At 73.4% G+C, this 13,586-nt stretch carries 14 protein-coding genes and 1 riboswitch; of the genes, 7 read left to right on the top strand and 7 right to left on the bottom strand.

Going from position 1 to position 13,586, the window contains the following annotated elements; translation table 11 throughout:
- Nucleotides 1-29: 29 nt before the first annotated feature.
- Nucleotides 30-794 (top strand): hypothetical protein, encoded by a 765-nt coding sequence (locus OG965_RS25080; RefSeq protein ID WP_371654303.1) that lies wholly within the window; start codon nucleotides 30-32, stop codon nucleotides 792-794.
- A 55-nt stretch (nucleotides 795-849) separates the two neighbouring features.
- Here OG965_RS25080 and glyA read toward each other — a convergent pair whose 3' ends face one another.
- A complete protein-coding gene (gene glyA / locus OG965_RS25075; protein ID WP_371654302.1) occupies nucleotides 850-2,121 on the bottom strand; it encodes a serine hydroxymethyltransferase in 1,272 nt (423 codons plus the stop codon).
- Nucleotides 2,122-2,146: 25 nt separating this feature from the next.
- Nucleotides 2,147-2,236: riboswitch (ZMP/ZTP riboswitch) on the bottom strand.
- Nucleotides 2,237-2,347: 111 nt separating this feature from the next.
- Between glyA and rocD the strand changes: the two genes are divergently transcribed.
- Both rocD and OG965_RS25065 read left to right on the top strand, forming a co-directional pair.
- Nucleotides 2,348-3,556: an ornithine--oxo-acid transaminase gene (rocD, locus tag OG965_RS25070; RefSeq protein ID WP_371654301.1), complete on the top strand. Its 1,209-nt coding sequence runs from the start codon at nucleotides 2,348-2,350 to the stop codon at nucleotides 3,554-3,556.
- A gap of 100 nt (nucleotides 3,557-3,656) precedes the next feature.
- Complete coding sequence (locus OG965_RS25065; protein ID WP_371654300.1) at nucleotides 3,657-4,349, top strand: polysaccharide deacetylase family protein; 693 nt, start codon at nucleotides 3,657-3,659, stop codon at nucleotides 4,347-4,349.
- Nucleotides 4,350-4,380: 31 nt separating this feature from the next.
- On the opposite strand, the gene OG965_RS25060 is transcribed toward OG965_RS25065, so the two are convergent.
- Complete coding sequence (locus tag OG965_RS25060) at nucleotides 4,381-5,562, bottom strand: glutathionylspermidine synthase family protein (protein ID WP_371654299.1); 1,182 nt, start codon at nucleotides 5,560-5,562, stop codon at nucleotides 4,381-4,383.
- A 3-nt stretch (nucleotides 5,563-5,565) separates the two neighbouring features.
- Nucleotides 5,566-5,898, bottom strand: a complete 333-nt coding sequence (locus OG965_RS25055) for a hypothetical protein (RefSeq protein ID WP_371654298.1) — start codon at nucleotides 5,896-5,898, stop codon at nucleotides 5,566-5,568.
- Between the two features lie 144 nt (nucleotides 5,899-6,042).
- Here OG965_RS25055 and OG965_RS25050 point away from each other — a divergent pair, with 144 nt between their 5' ends.
- Nucleotides 6,043-6,870, top strand: a complete 828-nt coding sequence (locus OG965_RS25050; RefSeq protein ID WP_371657049.1) for a hypothetical protein — start codon at nucleotides 6,043-6,045, stop codon at nucleotides 6,868-6,870.
- 276 nt (nucleotides 6,871-7,146) lie between these two features.
- Here the strand turns inward: OG965_RS25050 and OG965_RS25045 are convergent, their stop codons facing one another.
- Nucleotides 7,147-8,568, bottom strand: a complete 1,422-nt coding sequence (locus OG965_RS25045; protein ID WP_371654297.1) for a PLP-dependent aminotransferase family protein — start codon at nucleotides 8,566-8,568, stop codon at nucleotides 7,147-7,149.
- Between the two features lie 47 nt (nucleotides 8,569-8,615).
- On the opposite strand from OG965_RS25045, the gene OG965_RS25040 reads away from it, so the two are divergent.
- From OG965_RS25040 to OG965_RS25030, 3 genes are read left to right on the top strand one after another with little or no spacing between them, the layout of a single operon-like run.
- The gene (locus OG965_RS25040; RefSeq protein ID WP_371654296.1) at nucleotides 8,616-9,143 is read left to right on the top strand and encodes a carboxymuconolactone decarboxylase family protein; all 528 of its coding nucleotides are present in this window, start codon (nucleotides 8,616-8,618) and stop codon (nucleotides 9,141-9,143) included.
- Nucleotides 9,140-9,589, top strand: coding sequence for a carboxymuconolactone decarboxylase family protein (locus OG965_RS25035; protein WP_371654295.1), 450 nt, complete (start codon nucleotides 9,140-9,142; stop codon nucleotides 9,587-9,589). The genes OG965_RS25040 and OG965_RS25035 overlap by 4 nt, the downstream gene beginning before the upstream one ends.
- Nucleotides 9,577-10,305, top strand: coding sequence for an isocitrate lyase/phosphoenolpyruvate mutase family protein (locus OG965_RS25030; protein WP_371654294.1), 729 nt, complete (start codon nucleotides 9,577-9,579; stop codon nucleotides 10,303-10,305). Before OG965_RS25035 ends, OG965_RS25030 begins: the two co-directional genes overlap by 13 nt.
- Nucleotides 10,306-10,325: 20 nt before the next feature.
- Here OG965_RS25030 and OG965_RS25025 read toward each other — a convergent pair whose 3' ends face one another.
- From OG965_RS25025 to OG965_RS25015, 3 genes are read right to left on the bottom strand one after another with little or no spacing between them, the layout of a single operon-like run.
- The gene (locus OG965_RS25025; protein WP_371654293.1) at nucleotides 10,326-11,339 is read right to left on the bottom strand and encodes a hypothetical protein; all 1,014 of its coding nucleotides are present in this window, start codon (nucleotides 11,337-11,339) and stop codon (nucleotides 10,326-10,328) included.
- Nucleotides 11,340-11,342: 3 nt separating this feature from the next.
- On the bottom strand, nucleotides 11,343-11,720 hold the full coding sequence (locus OG965_RS25020) for a hypothetical protein (RefSeq protein WP_371654292.1): 378 nt from the start codon (nucleotides 11,718-11,720) through the stop codon (nucleotides 11,343-11,345).
- Nucleotides 11,707-13,401, bottom strand: a complete 1,695-nt coding sequence (locus OG965_RS25015) for a hypothetical protein (RefSeq protein WP_371654291.1) — start codon at nucleotides 13,399-13,401, stop codon at nucleotides 11,707-11,709. The genes OG965_RS25020 and OG965_RS25015 overlap by 14 nt, the downstream gene beginning before the upstream one ends.
- Nucleotides 13,402-13,586 lie beyond the last annotated feature (185 nt).

The following is a 13,586-nucleotide window of genomic DNA, read 5'->3' as shown; positions in this document are numbered from 1 at the left end:
CCGTGGTGCGGGGGATCCTGTCCCTCGCCGTGGCTGGGGCACTGGGGCTGCTCTTCGCACCGGCCGCACACGCGGGCGGCCCGACCAGCGTGCTGATCGTGTCGCCGGAGAGCAGGCAGACGGCCGCGCGCTACCACTCGGACACGGACTACTCGACCCTCATGGTCCTGCTCGGCGAGCCGAACCAGGGCCAGAAGGAGCGCCCGCCGTCGCTGGACGCGGCGATGCGGTCCCGCCAGATCAATGTGACGTGGATGGTCCACGACATGAATCCCTGGCGGCTGGACCGCGTCTTCACCAGCGACGACACCACCACCGTCTGGATACATACGGCGGCCGACGTCCCCCGCACCTTCAACGGCTACTGGCACCGCGCCCAGCGACCCGCCGAACTACGGGCGCTGCTGACGAAACTGGGGGTGATGGGCCCGGTCACCGGCAACGGCTCGACCGGGGTGGCGCCACAGGAGTGGACGACACCGCCGGCCGAGCCCCGGGAGGAGACGGCTGAGGCGTCGGGCAGCGAGAGCGCGCGGAACGAGGGATCCGGCTGGGCCGGGCTGTCCGTCTCCGACGACTCGACGGCGACCGGCTGGTGGTGGGCCCTGCCGGGTCTGACCATCGGGGCCGCGCTGGCCCTGCTCATACGCCCGTGGGCGACCCGGCTCCCGGCGACGGTCGCCGCCTCCTGGCGAAGCCGCGACGACGGACCGCGCCAGGAGCTGCGAGACATGGACGGCGGAGACGACCGAGACGGCCGGGCCGAGCCGGATCGCCGGGGCGGTGGTGCTTAGGGCCGCCGGGCGGTGGCGGCTAGGGCCGAAGCCGCCCGGATCCGACGGCCAGGTCCTAGTCCGTCGGGAGGCCCGGTGCCGGGAACGCGGCCATCAGCTCGGCCACCTCGGCGCGGATGACCGCGAGGGCGTCCTCGTCGCCGGCGCGGGCCGCGGTGACGCCCCGGTCGATCCACTCGGCCACGGCCGCCATGTGCTGCGTACCGAGACCGCGGGAGGTGAGGGAGGGGGTGCCGATCCGGATGCCCGAGGGGTCGAACGGCTTCCTCGGGTCGTACGGGACGGTGTTGTAGTTGACGACGATCCCGGCCCGGTCGAGGGCCTTGGCGGCGACCTTGCCCGGGACGTCCTTGGGGGTGAGGTCCATCAGGATCAGATGGTTGTCGGTGCCGCCCGAGACCAGGTCGAAGCCGCGCGCGAGGAGCTGCTCGGCGAGGGCCCCGGCGTTGGCGACGACGGCCTGGGCGTAGTCACGGAAGGAGGGCTGGGCCGCCTCGTGGAGGGCGACGGCGATCGCGGCGGTGGTCTGGTTGTGCGGGCCGCCCTGGAGGCCGGGGAAGACGGCCTTGTCGATGGCCTTGGCGTGCTGCTCACGGGACATGAGCATCGCGCCGCGCGGGCCGCGCAGGGTCTTGTGGGTGGTCGTGGAGATGACGTCCGCGTGCGGGACCGGGGACGGGTGGGCGCCACCCGCGATCAGGCCCGCGATGTGCGCGACGTCGGCGACCAGGACGGAGCCCGCCTCCCGGGCGATCTCCGCGAAGGCCGCGAAGTCGATGGTGCGGGGCAGGGCGGTGCCGCCACAGAAAATGATCTTCGGCCGTTCCTTGAGGGCGAGTTCGCGCACCTCGTCGAAGTCGATGAGGCCGGTGTCGTGGCGTACGCCGTACTGGACGCCGCGGAACCACTTGCCGGTCGCGGAGACGCCCCAGCCGTGGGTGAGGTGGCCGCCCATCGGCAGGGCCATGCCCATCACGGTGTCGCCGGGCTCGGCGAAGGCGAGGTAGACGGCGAGGTTGGCGGGCGAGCCGGAGTAGGGCTGGACGTTGGCGTGCTCGACGCCGAACAGCGTCTTCGCCCGCTCCACGGCGAGCGTCTCGACCTGGTCGATGTTCTGCTGGCCCTCGTAGTACCGGCGCCCCGAGTAGCCCTCGCTGTACTTGTTCTGCAGCACCGTGCCGGAGGCTTCGAGGACGGCCTGCGAGACGTAGTTCTCGCTGGGGATCAGCCGCAGGGTGTCCGACTGCAGCCGTTCCTCGGCGGCGACGAGCGCGGCGAGTTCGGGGTCGGTGGCGGAAAGGGCCGGGTGGGAAAGGGGCAGGCTCATGGCATCCTCCGGGGTCCGTCGTGGTCCCGGGTGCCCAGGCGGGCGGCACCTCGTGCGCATGTCACGCACGGCTTCCCCGGGGTCGCTTCCCCGTTCGCCAGTCGCCGTACGTACCACCCACCCTAACGGGCGCGCCGGGAATCAAGGTTTCCTCGTCCAGCATCCGAGCGACGATAGAAACTGGACGCTACCCCCGTCCCACGCCGCACGATGAAACGGAGACCCCGTGTCGACTACATCGGACGCCATCCGCTCTGCCGAGGCTCACAGTGCGCACAACTACCATCCGCTGCCCGTCGTCGTCGCCACGGCCGAGGGCGCGTGGATGACCGATGTCGAGGGGCGCCGCTTCCTCGACATGCTCGCCGGGTACTCGGCGCTGAACTTCGGGCACGGCAACCGCAGGCTGATCGACGCGGCCAAGGCCCAGCTGGAGAGAGTGACGCTGACGTCGAGGGCGTTCCACCACGACCGGTTCGCCGAGTTCTGCGGGCAGCTGGCCGAGTTGTGCGGCAAGGAGATGGTGCTGCCCATGAACACCGGGGCGGAGGCTGTCGAGACGGCCGTGAAGACCGCCCGGAAGTGGGGGTACCGGGTCAAGGGGGTGCCGGACGGGATGGCGAAGATCGTGGTCGCCGCCAACAACTTCCACGGGCGCACGACCACGATCGTCAGCTTCTCCACGGACCCGGAGGCCCGCGCGGACTACGGGCCGTACACCCCGGGGTTCGAGATCGTGCCGTACGGGGACCTGACCGCGCTCTCGGCGGCCGTCACGGAGAACACCGTGGCGGTGCTGCTCGAACCGATCCAGGGCGAGGCCGGGGTGCTGGTGCCGCCGCACGGATATCTGCCGGGCGTACGGAAGTTGACGCAGGAGCGGAACGTGCTGTTCATCGCGGACGAGATCCAGTCGGGTCTCGGCCGGACCGGGAAGACGTTCGCGTGCGAGCACGAGGACGTGGTGCCCGATCTGTATGTGCTGGGCAAGGCGCTCGGCGGCGGGGTCGTGCCGGTCTCGGCCGTGGTGGGCTCGGCGGAGGTGCTCGGGGTGTTCCGCCCCGGCGAGCACGGGTCGACCTTCGGCGGCAACCCGCTGGCGTGTGCGGTCGGCCTGGAGGTCATCGCGATGCTGCGCACCGGTGAGTACCAGCAGCGGGCGACCGAGCTCGGTGAGCACCTCCACCACGAGCTGGGCCTGCTGGCCGGTACCGGCGCGGTCGAGGCGGTGCGCGGGCGCGGCCTGTGGGCGGGCGTCGACATCAACCCGTCGTACGGGACGGGCCGGCAGATCTCCGAGCAGCTGATGGACCGGGGCGTCCTGGTCAAGGACACCCATGGCTCGACGATCCGGATCGCCCCGCCCCTGGTGATCAGCAAGGAGGACCTGGACTGGGGGCTCGACCAGCTGCGGGCGGTGCTGGCGCAGGAGTAGGCCCGGGCGGGCTGTGCGGGGGCTCGGCCGGTCACCGGCGCAACCGGCTTCTGCGGCAGGACCGTTGACAAGATTGATGGTCCAGACCAATGATGCCGCCATGCCGAGACCCCGCACAGCGCGCGTCGCCTCCGTGGCCCGCGCCGCGTTCGCCCTGCTCGTTCCTCTGCTGGTGCTCGCCGGGCCGGCCGGGCCCGCGCGGGCGGACTGGCCCGAGCCGGTGCCCGTCGTCACCCACGTCCAGACCGACAAGCCGGTCGTCTTCATCACGATCGACGACGGCTGGAACCACGACCCGGCCGCACAGCGGCTGCTGCTCGAACGGCAGGTTCCGGCTTCGCTGTTCGTGCTGCCGGGGGCGTACTCGTACGACGCCGGGTACTTCCGGACGCTCCTCGACCACGGGCCCTCGCGGATCGAGAACCACACGGTCGACCACCCCGATCTGACGACGCTCGACGCGGCGGGCCAGCGGGCGCAGCTGTGCGGGGCGCGGGACGCGCACCTCAAGCAGTTCGGGGACGGGCCCCGGCTGGCCCGTCCGCCGTACGGAACGTACGACGACACCACCCGGACCACGGCCCGGGCCTGCGGGTCCAAGGCCCTGGTGACCTGGACGTACGACCTCACGACCTGGGGGCAGTGGACGCCGCCGACGCCGGAGTTGAAGGCCGGGGACATCGTGCTGCTGCACTTCAACGACACGGTGGCGGCCGATCTGACGCGGGCGCTGGCGGCGGCCGACGCGGCGGGGCTGAGGCCCGCGCCGCTGCGCGACTACATCGCGGAGTAAGAAGCCGCAGGGCCGCAGGGCCCCGCCCCCGCTAGCGGATCACGTGCGGGATGAACCGCGCGTACTCGTCCGTGATCGGGCCCGAGGACTCGCGGATGCCCAGGCCCGCCGCCTCGTCCTCGACGACCCAGGCGCCGAGGACGACCCGGTTCCCGTCGAAGTCCGGGAGCGGGGAGAGGGCCTGGTAGCAGGCGGGTTCGTCGCGCAGGACGGGCGGCGCGCCCGGGGCGTGGATCTCGACCCCGGCGCCCTCCCGGCCGAGCAGCGGCTTGGAGACGTATCCGGCGGTGCGGGCCAGCTCGCGCGGGCCGTCCAGATACGCCGGGAGCAGGTTCGGGTGGCCGGGGAACAGCTCCCAGAGGATCGCGAGCAGCGCCTTGTTGGAGAGCAGCATCTTCCAGGCGGGCTCGATCCAGCAGGTGCTGCCGGTGCCGCCGCCGTTGTCCAGGGTCTCCAGGACCTGCGGGGCGAACCGGTCCGTGGTCAGCCACTCCCACGGGTAGAGCTTGAAGCAGCTGCGGATGAACCGGAGGCGGTCGTCGACGAAGCGGCCGGTCAGGCTGTCCCAGCCGATCCGTTCCACCGACAGGGCCGCCGTCTCGATGCCCGCCTGCTCCGCCGTCTCGCGCAGATACGCGACGGTCATCAGGTCCTCGCCGAGCTCGTCGTCGTCCGAGTGGGCGAAGTGGAGCGGGCCCGGCGGGAGCAGCGGGGCCTGCCGCTTCCAGGCGGCGATCAGGCGTTCGTGGAGCGAGTTCCACTGGTCGGCGCCGGGGAAGCGCTCCTCCATCCAGAACCACTGCGGGCTCGCCGCCTCGACCAGCGAGGTGGGGGTGTCGGCGTTGTACTCCAGCATCTTGGCCGGGCCCGTACCGTCGTACCGCAGGTCGAAGCGGGCGTATATGGACGGGAGTTCGGAGCGGCGGTGCCAGGACTCGGCCACCCGGGCGGCGAGCGCCGGGTCGGTGATGCCGAGGTCCGCGAAACGGTTCCGCTCGACGATGTGCGCGGCCGCCGCGAGGCACATCCCGTGCAGCTCCTCGACGACCTCCTCCAGCGCCTCGACCTCGGGGAGCGTGAAGGAGTAGTACGCGCTCTCGTCCCAGTACGGGCGCAGCGAGTCGTCCGGGTAGCGGGTCAGTGGGTAGATCAGGCCCTGGGCCTCGACGGTCTGCTGCCAGCCGGGGCGCGGGTCGATGCGGTGGCGCTGCATCGGTCAGCCGCCGCCCGAGCCGGAGTGGCCGCCGAAGCCGCCCCGGTCGACGCCGCCGGAGGAGCCGGAGGAGGTGGACGAACCCGAGGTGCCGGAGGAGCCGGAGGAACCCGAGCCGGACCTGTTGAAAGAGCCGCCGTAGACCGCGCCGTTGCGGGAGTAGCCGCCGTAGTAGTACGAGCCGTGGCCGCCGCTCTTGCACTCGTACTTCGGGAGCTCCTTGTGCGAGACGGGGTCGACGCAGCGGCGGTCCGGCTCGTGGGAGCACGCCGTCAGCGTGGCGGCGAGCACCCCCATACCGCCGAGCACCACCGTTGTGGACCGGAATCTGCGCATGTGTGGGCCTCCCCCTCGTGATCTCGTACGTATGTCTGGGACGTGAACCGGCCACACCCTAGTTCCCGGCCATCCAGGAAACGGAATCCGCTCGCCCGCGCCCCCTGAACTCCCTTCCATTACAGTCCGTCTGTGCTCTTTGGGATGATCTGCGCGCTGGGTTCGGCGGTCTGCTACGGCACCGCGACCGTTCTGCAGGCCGTCGCGGCCCGGGCCGCTTCGGGAAGCGAAACCACCCGGGACGCCGGGGTCGACCCCGCGCTGCTGCTCCGGGCCGTGCGTCAGTGGCGCTACGTCGCCGGGCTCGGCCTCGACGGCCTCGGGTTCGTCCTCCAGATCGTGGCGCTGCGGGCGGTCCCGATCTACGCGGTCGGGGCGGCGCTCGCCGCGTCGCTCGCGGTGACGGCGGTGGTCGCGGCGCGGGTGCTGGCGGTACGGCTCTCCGGTACGGAGTGGGCGGCCGTCGGGGTCGTCTGCGCCGGGCTCGCGATGCTGGGGCTCGCCTCCGGCAAGGAGGGCCACGAGGACGGGCCCGCCGCGCTGCCCTGGGCGCTGCTCGCCGTCGCGGCCGCGATCCTGCTGGCCGGGGCGGTCGCCGGGCGGCTGCCGGGACGGGCGCGGGCGCTGGTGCTCGGGCTCGGGGCGGGGTGCGGGTTCGGGGTGGTCGAGGTCGCGGTGCGGCTCATCGACTCCTTCGACCTCGCCAATCCGGCGTTGTACGCGCTGCTGCTGGGCGGGGGCGCGGCCTTCTTGCTGCTGACGTCTGCGCTCCAGCGGGGTTCGGTGACGACGGCGACGGCCGGGATGGTGCTCGGCGAGACGATCGGGCCCGCGCTGGTGGGGGTGAGGTGGCTGGGTGACCACACGCGGTCCGGGCTGGGGTGGTTGGCGATCACGGGGTTCGCGGTGGCGGTCACGGGGGCGCTGGCGCTGGCGCGGTTCGGGGAGGCGCCGGGGGAGGGGGCGGTGTAGGTGGCCCCTCCCCGCCCCTTCCCTAAACCCTCCGGGGGTGGGTGGGGGGTGGAGGCTCGTTTCCCGGGGGCTGCGCCCCCGGACCCCCTTTTGCGGGGCCTGCGGCCCCTGCACCCCGCTTCGGGGCTCCGCCCCGGACCCCGCTCCTCAAACGCCGGAGAGGCTGAAAGTGCCCGGGCCCCTCGCACGGCGGAGCAGCCGGAGTTACCTAAGGGGCGCGGGGAACTGCGCGACCAGCCCCACCGAACCCGCAGCCGAATCGCCGCCCCCGAAGGCCTACGGCAACACCCTGCACAGCGCATCCAGCGCCCCCGCCCACCCACTGTCCGCCGGCGCCGCATACCCCACCACCAGCGCGTCCCGGGCCGCCGGTGTGCGGGGGTGGCGGAAGGCGGAGAGGCCCTGGAGGGCCAGGCCCTGCCAGGCCGCGGCCTGGATCACCGCGCGCTCGGTGCCCGGAGGCAGCTCCAGGACCGCGTGCAGGCCCGCCGCGATCCCGCTGACGCGGACCTCCGGCGCCCGCTCGGCCAGCGCCGCCACCAACTGGTCGCGCCGGCGCCGGTAGCGCAGCCGCATCCCCCGCACATGGCGGTCGTACGCGCCCGAGGCGATGAATTCGGCGAGGGTGAGCTGGTCGAGCGCGCCGCACGACCAGTCCACGTCCCCCTTCGCCTCCGCCACCTCCCCCGCCAGCCGTTCGGGCAGCACCATCCACGCCAGCCGCAGCCCGGGCGCGAGCGACTTGCTGGCCGTGCCGAGGTAGACGACGTGCTCGGGGTCGAGGCCCTGGAGCGCGCCGACGGGCTGGCGGTCGTAGCGGAACTCGCCGTCGTAGTCGTCCTCCAGGATCAGCCCGTCCGTGGCCCGCGCCCAGTCGACGACCGCGGCGCGCCGCTCCGGCGGCAGCGCGACCCCGACGGGGAATTGGTGCGCGGGGGTGAGGAGAACCGCCCCCAGGCCCTTCGACTCCCCCAACTCGCCCGTCAGCGTGCCGTGTTCGTCGAACGGCAGTGGCGGGGTGCGCAGGCCCGCCCGCGCCAGCAGGTCCCGGTGCACATCGAGGCCGTACGACTCGACGCCGATCTCGCGGACCCGGCACACCCGCAGCACCCGCCCGAGCAGCATCAGGCCGTGCACGAAGCCCGCGCAGACGACGATCCGCTCGGGGTCCGCGTGGACCCCGCGCGCCCGCGCCAGATAGTCGGCCAGCACCGTGCGCAGCTCGATGCGGCCGCGCGGGTCGCCGTAGCCGAAGGCCTCGTGGGGCGCGGCCGTCAGCGCCCGCCGGGACGCCTTCAGCCACTCGGCGCGCGGAAAGGACGCCAGGTCGGGGCTGCCCGCGATCAGGCTGTACGCGGGGGTGCGGCGCGCCGGGTGCCGGGGCCCGGACGGCTGGGGGCGGCGCGGCGCGGTCCGCTGGGCGACCCGGGTCCCGGAGCCCTGGCGGGCGGTGAGCCAGCCCTCGGCGACGAGTTCGGCGTACGCGTCGGCCACCGTGTTGCGCGCGACGCCCAGGTCCGCTGCGAGCGAGCGCGACGAGGGCAGCCGGGCGCCGGGGGCCAGCCGGCCGCCGCGTACGGCTTCGCGCAGCGCGTCCATGAGGCCGGCGCGCAGCCCGCCCGCGCCCACCTCCACATGGAGGTCGACACCGAAGACTTCGGCCAGAGTTCCGGAGGAAGTGGCCCAGGATTCCACCATGAAAATGGACCATACCCGTGTGACATGTGCCGCGTACCGTCACTTCCATGACGACGAACGGGAACACGGTGAGCGAGAGCGACGAGAGCAAGGACGCGCCTTACGCGGCCGAGCAGTCCCCCCGGCTGCACTGGGCCAAGGCCGCCCCCGAGGTCTACAAGGCCATGGTCAAGCTGGAGGCCGCGGCCGGGCGCGGGGTGGACCCGGTGATCCACGAGCTGGTCAAGATCCGTGCCTCGCAGCTCAACCACTGCGCGTTCTGCCTCGACATGCACACCAAGGACGCGCTCGCGGCGGGCGAGTCGGTCGAGCGCATCGTGCAGCTCAACGCCTGGGGCGAGTCGCAGCACTTCTACACCGAGAAGGAGCTGGCGGCGATCGAGCTGACCGAGGCGATCACCGTCCTCACCGACGGCTTCGTGCCGGACGAGGTGTACGCGAAGGCCGCCGCGCAGTTCGACGCGACCGAGCTGGGCCATCTGATCGCCGCCATCACGGTGATCAACGCCTGGAACCGCATCGGCGTCTCCACCCGGATGACCCCGGGCCACTACACCCCGGGGATGTACAAGTGACGGCGCGCGCCTGGCAGGTTCCGCAGGAGGTCTACCGGGCGCTCGCGGGCGTGAGCGCGGCCGCCAAGAAGGCGCTCGACCCGACCCTGACGGAGCTGGTCATGGTCCGCGCCTCGCAGCTCAACCACTGCGCGTTCTGCCTCGACATGCACCTCGACCTCGCGCGCGACCACGGCGAGACCGAGGGACGGCTCGATCTCGTCGCGGCCTGGCGGGAGGCGGGCGACCGCTTCAGCGAACGCGAGCGTGCGGCCCTCGCCCTCACCGAGGGCATAACGGTTCTGACCGACGGTTTCGTTCCCGACGAGCTGTACGAGCTGGCGGCCAAGCACTTCGACGAGACCCAACTGGCCCACCTGATCGCCGCGATCACCGCCATCAACAGCTGGAACCGGCTGATGGTGGCCCGGCGCACCGCACCCGGAGAGACCGAATGGCACAGCTGACCCCCGTCGCCTCCTTCCGCGCCCTGCACCACGGGCGCGCCCCGGGCGACCCCCTGATCCTGCCCGGCCCGTGGGACGCGGCCAGCGCCCGGGTCTTCGAGGAGGCGGGCTTCCCCGCGCTCGCCACGCCGAGCGCGGGGGTCGCCGCGTCGCTGGGCTACGCGGACGGCGAGACGCCCGGGGACGAGATGTTCGCGGCGGTCGCCCGGATCGTCCGGGCCGTCTCCGTGCCCGTCTCGGCGGATGTCGAGGGCGGCTACGGCCTGACCCCCAAGGAGCTGGTGGCCCGGCTGCTCGACACCGGCGCGGTCGGCTGCAACCTGGAGGACTCGGCCGGCGGCGCCCTCAAGGACCCGGCGCGCCACGCCGACTGGCTGGCGGAGGTGCGCGCGGAGGCCGGGGACCGGCTCTTCATCAACGCGCGCGTGGACACGTACATCGAGGGCGTCACCGACCTGGACGCGACGATCGCGCGGGCGCGCGCGTACGTGGCGGCGGGCGCCGACTGCGTCTACCCGTACGGGGCGCCCGCCGACCATCTGCCGAAGATCGCCGCCGCCGTGCCCGCCCCGGTCAACCAGGTCGCGCTCGCGGACGGCCCGACCCCGCGCCGCCTGGGCGAACTGGGCGCCGCCCGCATCACGTTCGGGCCGCTCCTGCAGCGCCGCGCGATGAAGGCGGTACGGGAGGTCGCGGAGCAGCTGCGCACCGGCTGAGCCCGGGGGCCCGCCCGCTCTCAGTCCGGCGTGAACGTGCCGAGCACCGCGTTCAGGACGCCGAGCTGGGCGGGCCAGTCCTCGTCGGGGCCGTACACCAGCACCGTGTACGGCACCCCGTTCCCGGCGACGAAGGAGCGGGCGATGCCCTGGATGCGGTCGGTCTGGACGGTGCGGTTGTACGCGTAGACCAGCTCGGCCGCGTCCGTGGTGGTCACCTCGGCCATCCGGCGCAGCGAGATCTGCTGGTACCCGCGCTGGGCGGCGAGATTGTCCGAGGTGATGCGCAGCGCCTCGTACGGGGTGATCCCCGGTTCCGTCAGCCGGAACATCTGGAGCAGATACCGCTCGTCGGGCGAGCGGTAGAGGGCGCTGCCGCGCTCCTCGGTACGGGTCCAGGTGGCCGGTACGGCGACGCTCCAGCCGAGCGGGTCCTCCACCTGGCGGAAGCCGTCCGGCACGGCGGCGGCGCCCGTCCCGGGCGACGCGCTGTCGGTGGGCGTGTCCGTGGCCGTGTCGGTGGGTGTGTCCGTCGGGCTGTCCGTCGGTGTCCCGGAGGGGTCGGTCCCCGCCGACGCGGAGGACGAGGCACCCGCCACTCCCCCGCTCCCGGAGCCGTCGTCCCTGCCCCACATCAGCCAGCCGCCGGCCAGACCGCCCGCGAGGACGGCGGCCGCGACCGCCGCGACGATCGCCCGCTGCCTGCGCCGCCCCGGGTCCAGTGGCGCGTACGGGGGCGGGTGCGCCGGATCGCGCGGCAGCTCGTACGCCCCCTGGGTCTCCGCCTCGTGGTACGCGCCCGGCGACGGCCCGGACCCCGGGCTCAGCCAGGCCGGCGCGGACCCCGGCGGCTCCGGCGGCGGGGGCTGTGGCGACCCCGGCGCCCCGAACATCGGCGGCGACGAGGGCGGGGCGGCGGGCGGGTCCGGTGGCCGGGGAGCCGATCCGGCGCCCCGGCGCGGCGGGGGTCCGCCCTGCTCCCAGCTCTGCGTCTCGTCGTTCCAGTGGGCGCCCCCGCCACGGCGTGCGCTCATGGCTCAGCCGCCCAGGAGCGTGGCGACCGTCCGGCCGACGGCGGCCGCCGAGGCGAGGACGCCGGTGAGGCCCTCCGCGTCGGCGAGCGCCTGGCGCAGCCGGGCCAGGCGCCCCGGGCTCGCCGCGCCCGCCGAGGCGATCTCGGCCTCCGCGTCGGCCGCCGCGCCGTCGAGTGCCCGGGTGCGCTCGCCCTCGACGACCCGGGCGAGGTCGGTGCGCAACTCCCGGATGGCTTCGAGGAGTTCGGCCTGCGCTGGGTCGGCCGGCGCGCCGCCCTGCTGGTTGGTCACGGTGTTGTGGTCGCCGATGGCCATCGCGCCCACCACACTGCCGATGCTGATCCCGCTCCGCCGCTTCCCCTGTCCGTCATCCGTCGCCACGGCCGCCTCCCGTTCCCGCTCTGCCCGTTCGGTTGACCACCGTGTTGCGGTTGCCGATGGCGATGGCTCCCTTGGCGGTCTCGATGAACGTCGCCCCCTCGGCGACGTTGACGATCTTCTGGACGAACTCGTCCGTCTCCCAGCCCGCCTCCTGGAGCGCGAGCCGCACCCCGTTGTTCACCCGGTCCTGAATCGACTTCAGATAGCGGCTGACGTCCATCTCCTGGAAGAGCGAGGCGTCGTTGTCGGAGCCGAGCTCGCGCACCGCCCGGACCGGACCCTCCGGCAGCGCCCGGCCGTGCCCTCCGGTGGCCAGCCGCCACAGCGACACAGCCCCGCGCCACAGCGTGAGCACCGCGCGCCCGGCGGCGGCCGGGGTGTGCCCCATCGCCCAGGCGGCCTTGCCGAAGCGGTTGTTGTGCCGGTAGCGGTGGGCGACCCGGTCGGCGTCCTGGTACAGCTGCTTCACCGGGCGCAGCACGTGCGGGGCGACCTCCAGCATCAGCATCCCGCCCTGGGTGTGGACCCGCACGAAGACCGTGGTGACGATCTCCTCGCCCCAGCCGCCGACCCGGATCCGCAGGAAGTGCCGCCGGGTCTCGCCGCCCTCCTCGATCGCGTGCGCGCGGTGCTCCTCGAAGGCGCGGGCGGTGTACGGGGCGTCGGCGCGGGTCGGCAGCCCGACGACCGGCAGGAACACGATCTCGTCGAGCTCCAGGTCCCGCAGCCGGTCGCGGACCGCGTCGGCGAGCTCCGGCGAGCCGTGCGGGGACGGGACGCGCAGCGCCTCCAGGAGCGGGACGATCCGGCGCAGGATCGCGCTGTTGTCGAGCGGGTCCGGCTCCCGGTCCTTTCCGGGCCGCAGCTCGACGGAGAGGGACCACGGCTCGTACGGCCGTCCGGCGCCGCAGAACGGGTTGGCGACGCGGTAGAGCACCAGCGGCGCGTGCTGCTCGGCGCGGATGCGGCGGGACAGGCGCCGGAAGCGGACGCCGTCCGCCGCCTCGGCCGGGTCGGCGTCGAGCCCCGGGAACCGGGGTCTGGACAGCTCCTCGGTGAGCGACTTGGCGAACTGGCCGCGCTGCATGGCGACCGCCCACGCGAGCAGCAGCGGCAGCACCAGCGCGCACCAGGCCTGGATGCGCTCGTCGCCCGACGGACGGCTGCCGAGGGGCCCGAACAGCCCCGGGAGCCCGGCCGAACCGCCCTCCAGGGCGGGGCCCAGGAGGATCACCAGGGCCCACAGGTAGAACGCCCACCCGGTCCAGCGCACGTACCAGGCGGCGATCCTGCGGTACCAGAGCGGCCGCTCCAGGGGCCCCCGGATCCAGCCCGCCAGGGTGAACAGCAGGAACGCCGGGAGGTAGAGCAGGATCAGCCACTGGGTGAGCGGGACGGCCACGATCCACAGCAGCACGATGGCGGCGGACCAGCCGAGCTCCAGGCGCCGGGCGCGCAGGGCGTGCGCCAGCACGCGCGCCGCGTCGATGCCGAGCGAGGGGGCGGCGATGCGCTCCTCGTGGACGTACAGCTCGTCGATGACCGCGTCGCGGAAGGCCCCGTCGAGATACGCGCCGGCACACAGCAGCCGGGTGGCCTCGCTCGTGCCGGGCGCCCTCGGACCGGCCGGGCCGCCCGGCTCCGGTCTGCCCGGCTGCTGCGGCAGGTAGGTCTGCGTCAACGGTCCCCCCGATGAGCGAACTCCCCATGCCCACAGACGAGTTGTCTGTGACGGAGGCCACAGCGTAGAGGAGGGGCACCCTCCGTGTCGTACGCCAAAAAGACCACCCCCGGCCGCCTGTTGAGGCTGCCGGGGGTGGTGTTTACAGCGTTACGGCTGTGTTCGAGCGGAGGCTCGGATCAGAC

The sequence above is a fragment of the Streptomyces sp. NBC_00224 genome (genome assembly GCF_041435195.1).
Classification (GTDB): domain Bacteria; phylum Actinomycetota; class Actinomycetes; order Streptomycetales; family Streptomycetaceae; genus Streptomyces.
The sequence above is the reverse complement of the archived record's forward strand: the minus strand, read 5'-3'. Positions and strand labels throughout refer to the sequence as shown.

Coding starts and splice junctions, on each gene's coding strand:
- glyA (WP_371654302.1), bottom strand. CDS start 2,121: ATGAGCCTGCCCCTTTCCCACCCGGCCCTTTCCGCCACCGACCCCGAA.
- OG965_RS25065 (WP_371654300.1), top strand. CDS start 3,657: ATGCCGAGACCCCGCACAGCGCGCGTCGCCTCCGTGGCCCGCGCCGCG.
- OG965_RS25060 (WP_371654299.1), bottom strand. CDS start 5,562: ATGCAGCGCCACCGCATCGACCCGCGCCCCGGCTGGCAGCAGACCGTC.
- OG965_RS25055 (WP_371654298.1), bottom strand. CDS start 5,898: ATGCGCAGATTCCGGTCCACAACGGTGGTGCTCGGCGGTATGGGGGTG.
- OG965_RS25050 (WP_371657049.1), top strand. CDS start 6,043: ATGATCTGCGCGCTGGGTTCGGCGGTCTGCTACGGCACCGCGACCGTT.
- OG965_RS25045 (WP_371654297.1), bottom strand. CDS start 8,568: ATGGTGGAATCCTGGGCCACTTCCTCCGGAACTCTGGCCGAAGTCTTC.
- OG965_RS25040 (WP_371654296.1), top strand. CDS start 8,616: ATGACGACGAACGGGAACACGGTGAGCGAGAGCGACGAGAGCAAGGAC.
- OG965_RS25030 (WP_371654294.1), top strand. CDS start 9,577: ATGGCACAGCTGACCCCCGTCGCCTCCTTCCGCGCCCTGCACCACGGG.
- OG965_RS25025 (WP_371654293.1), bottom strand. CDS start 11,339: ATGAGCGCACGCCGTGGCGGGGGCGCCCACTGGAACGACGAGACGCAG.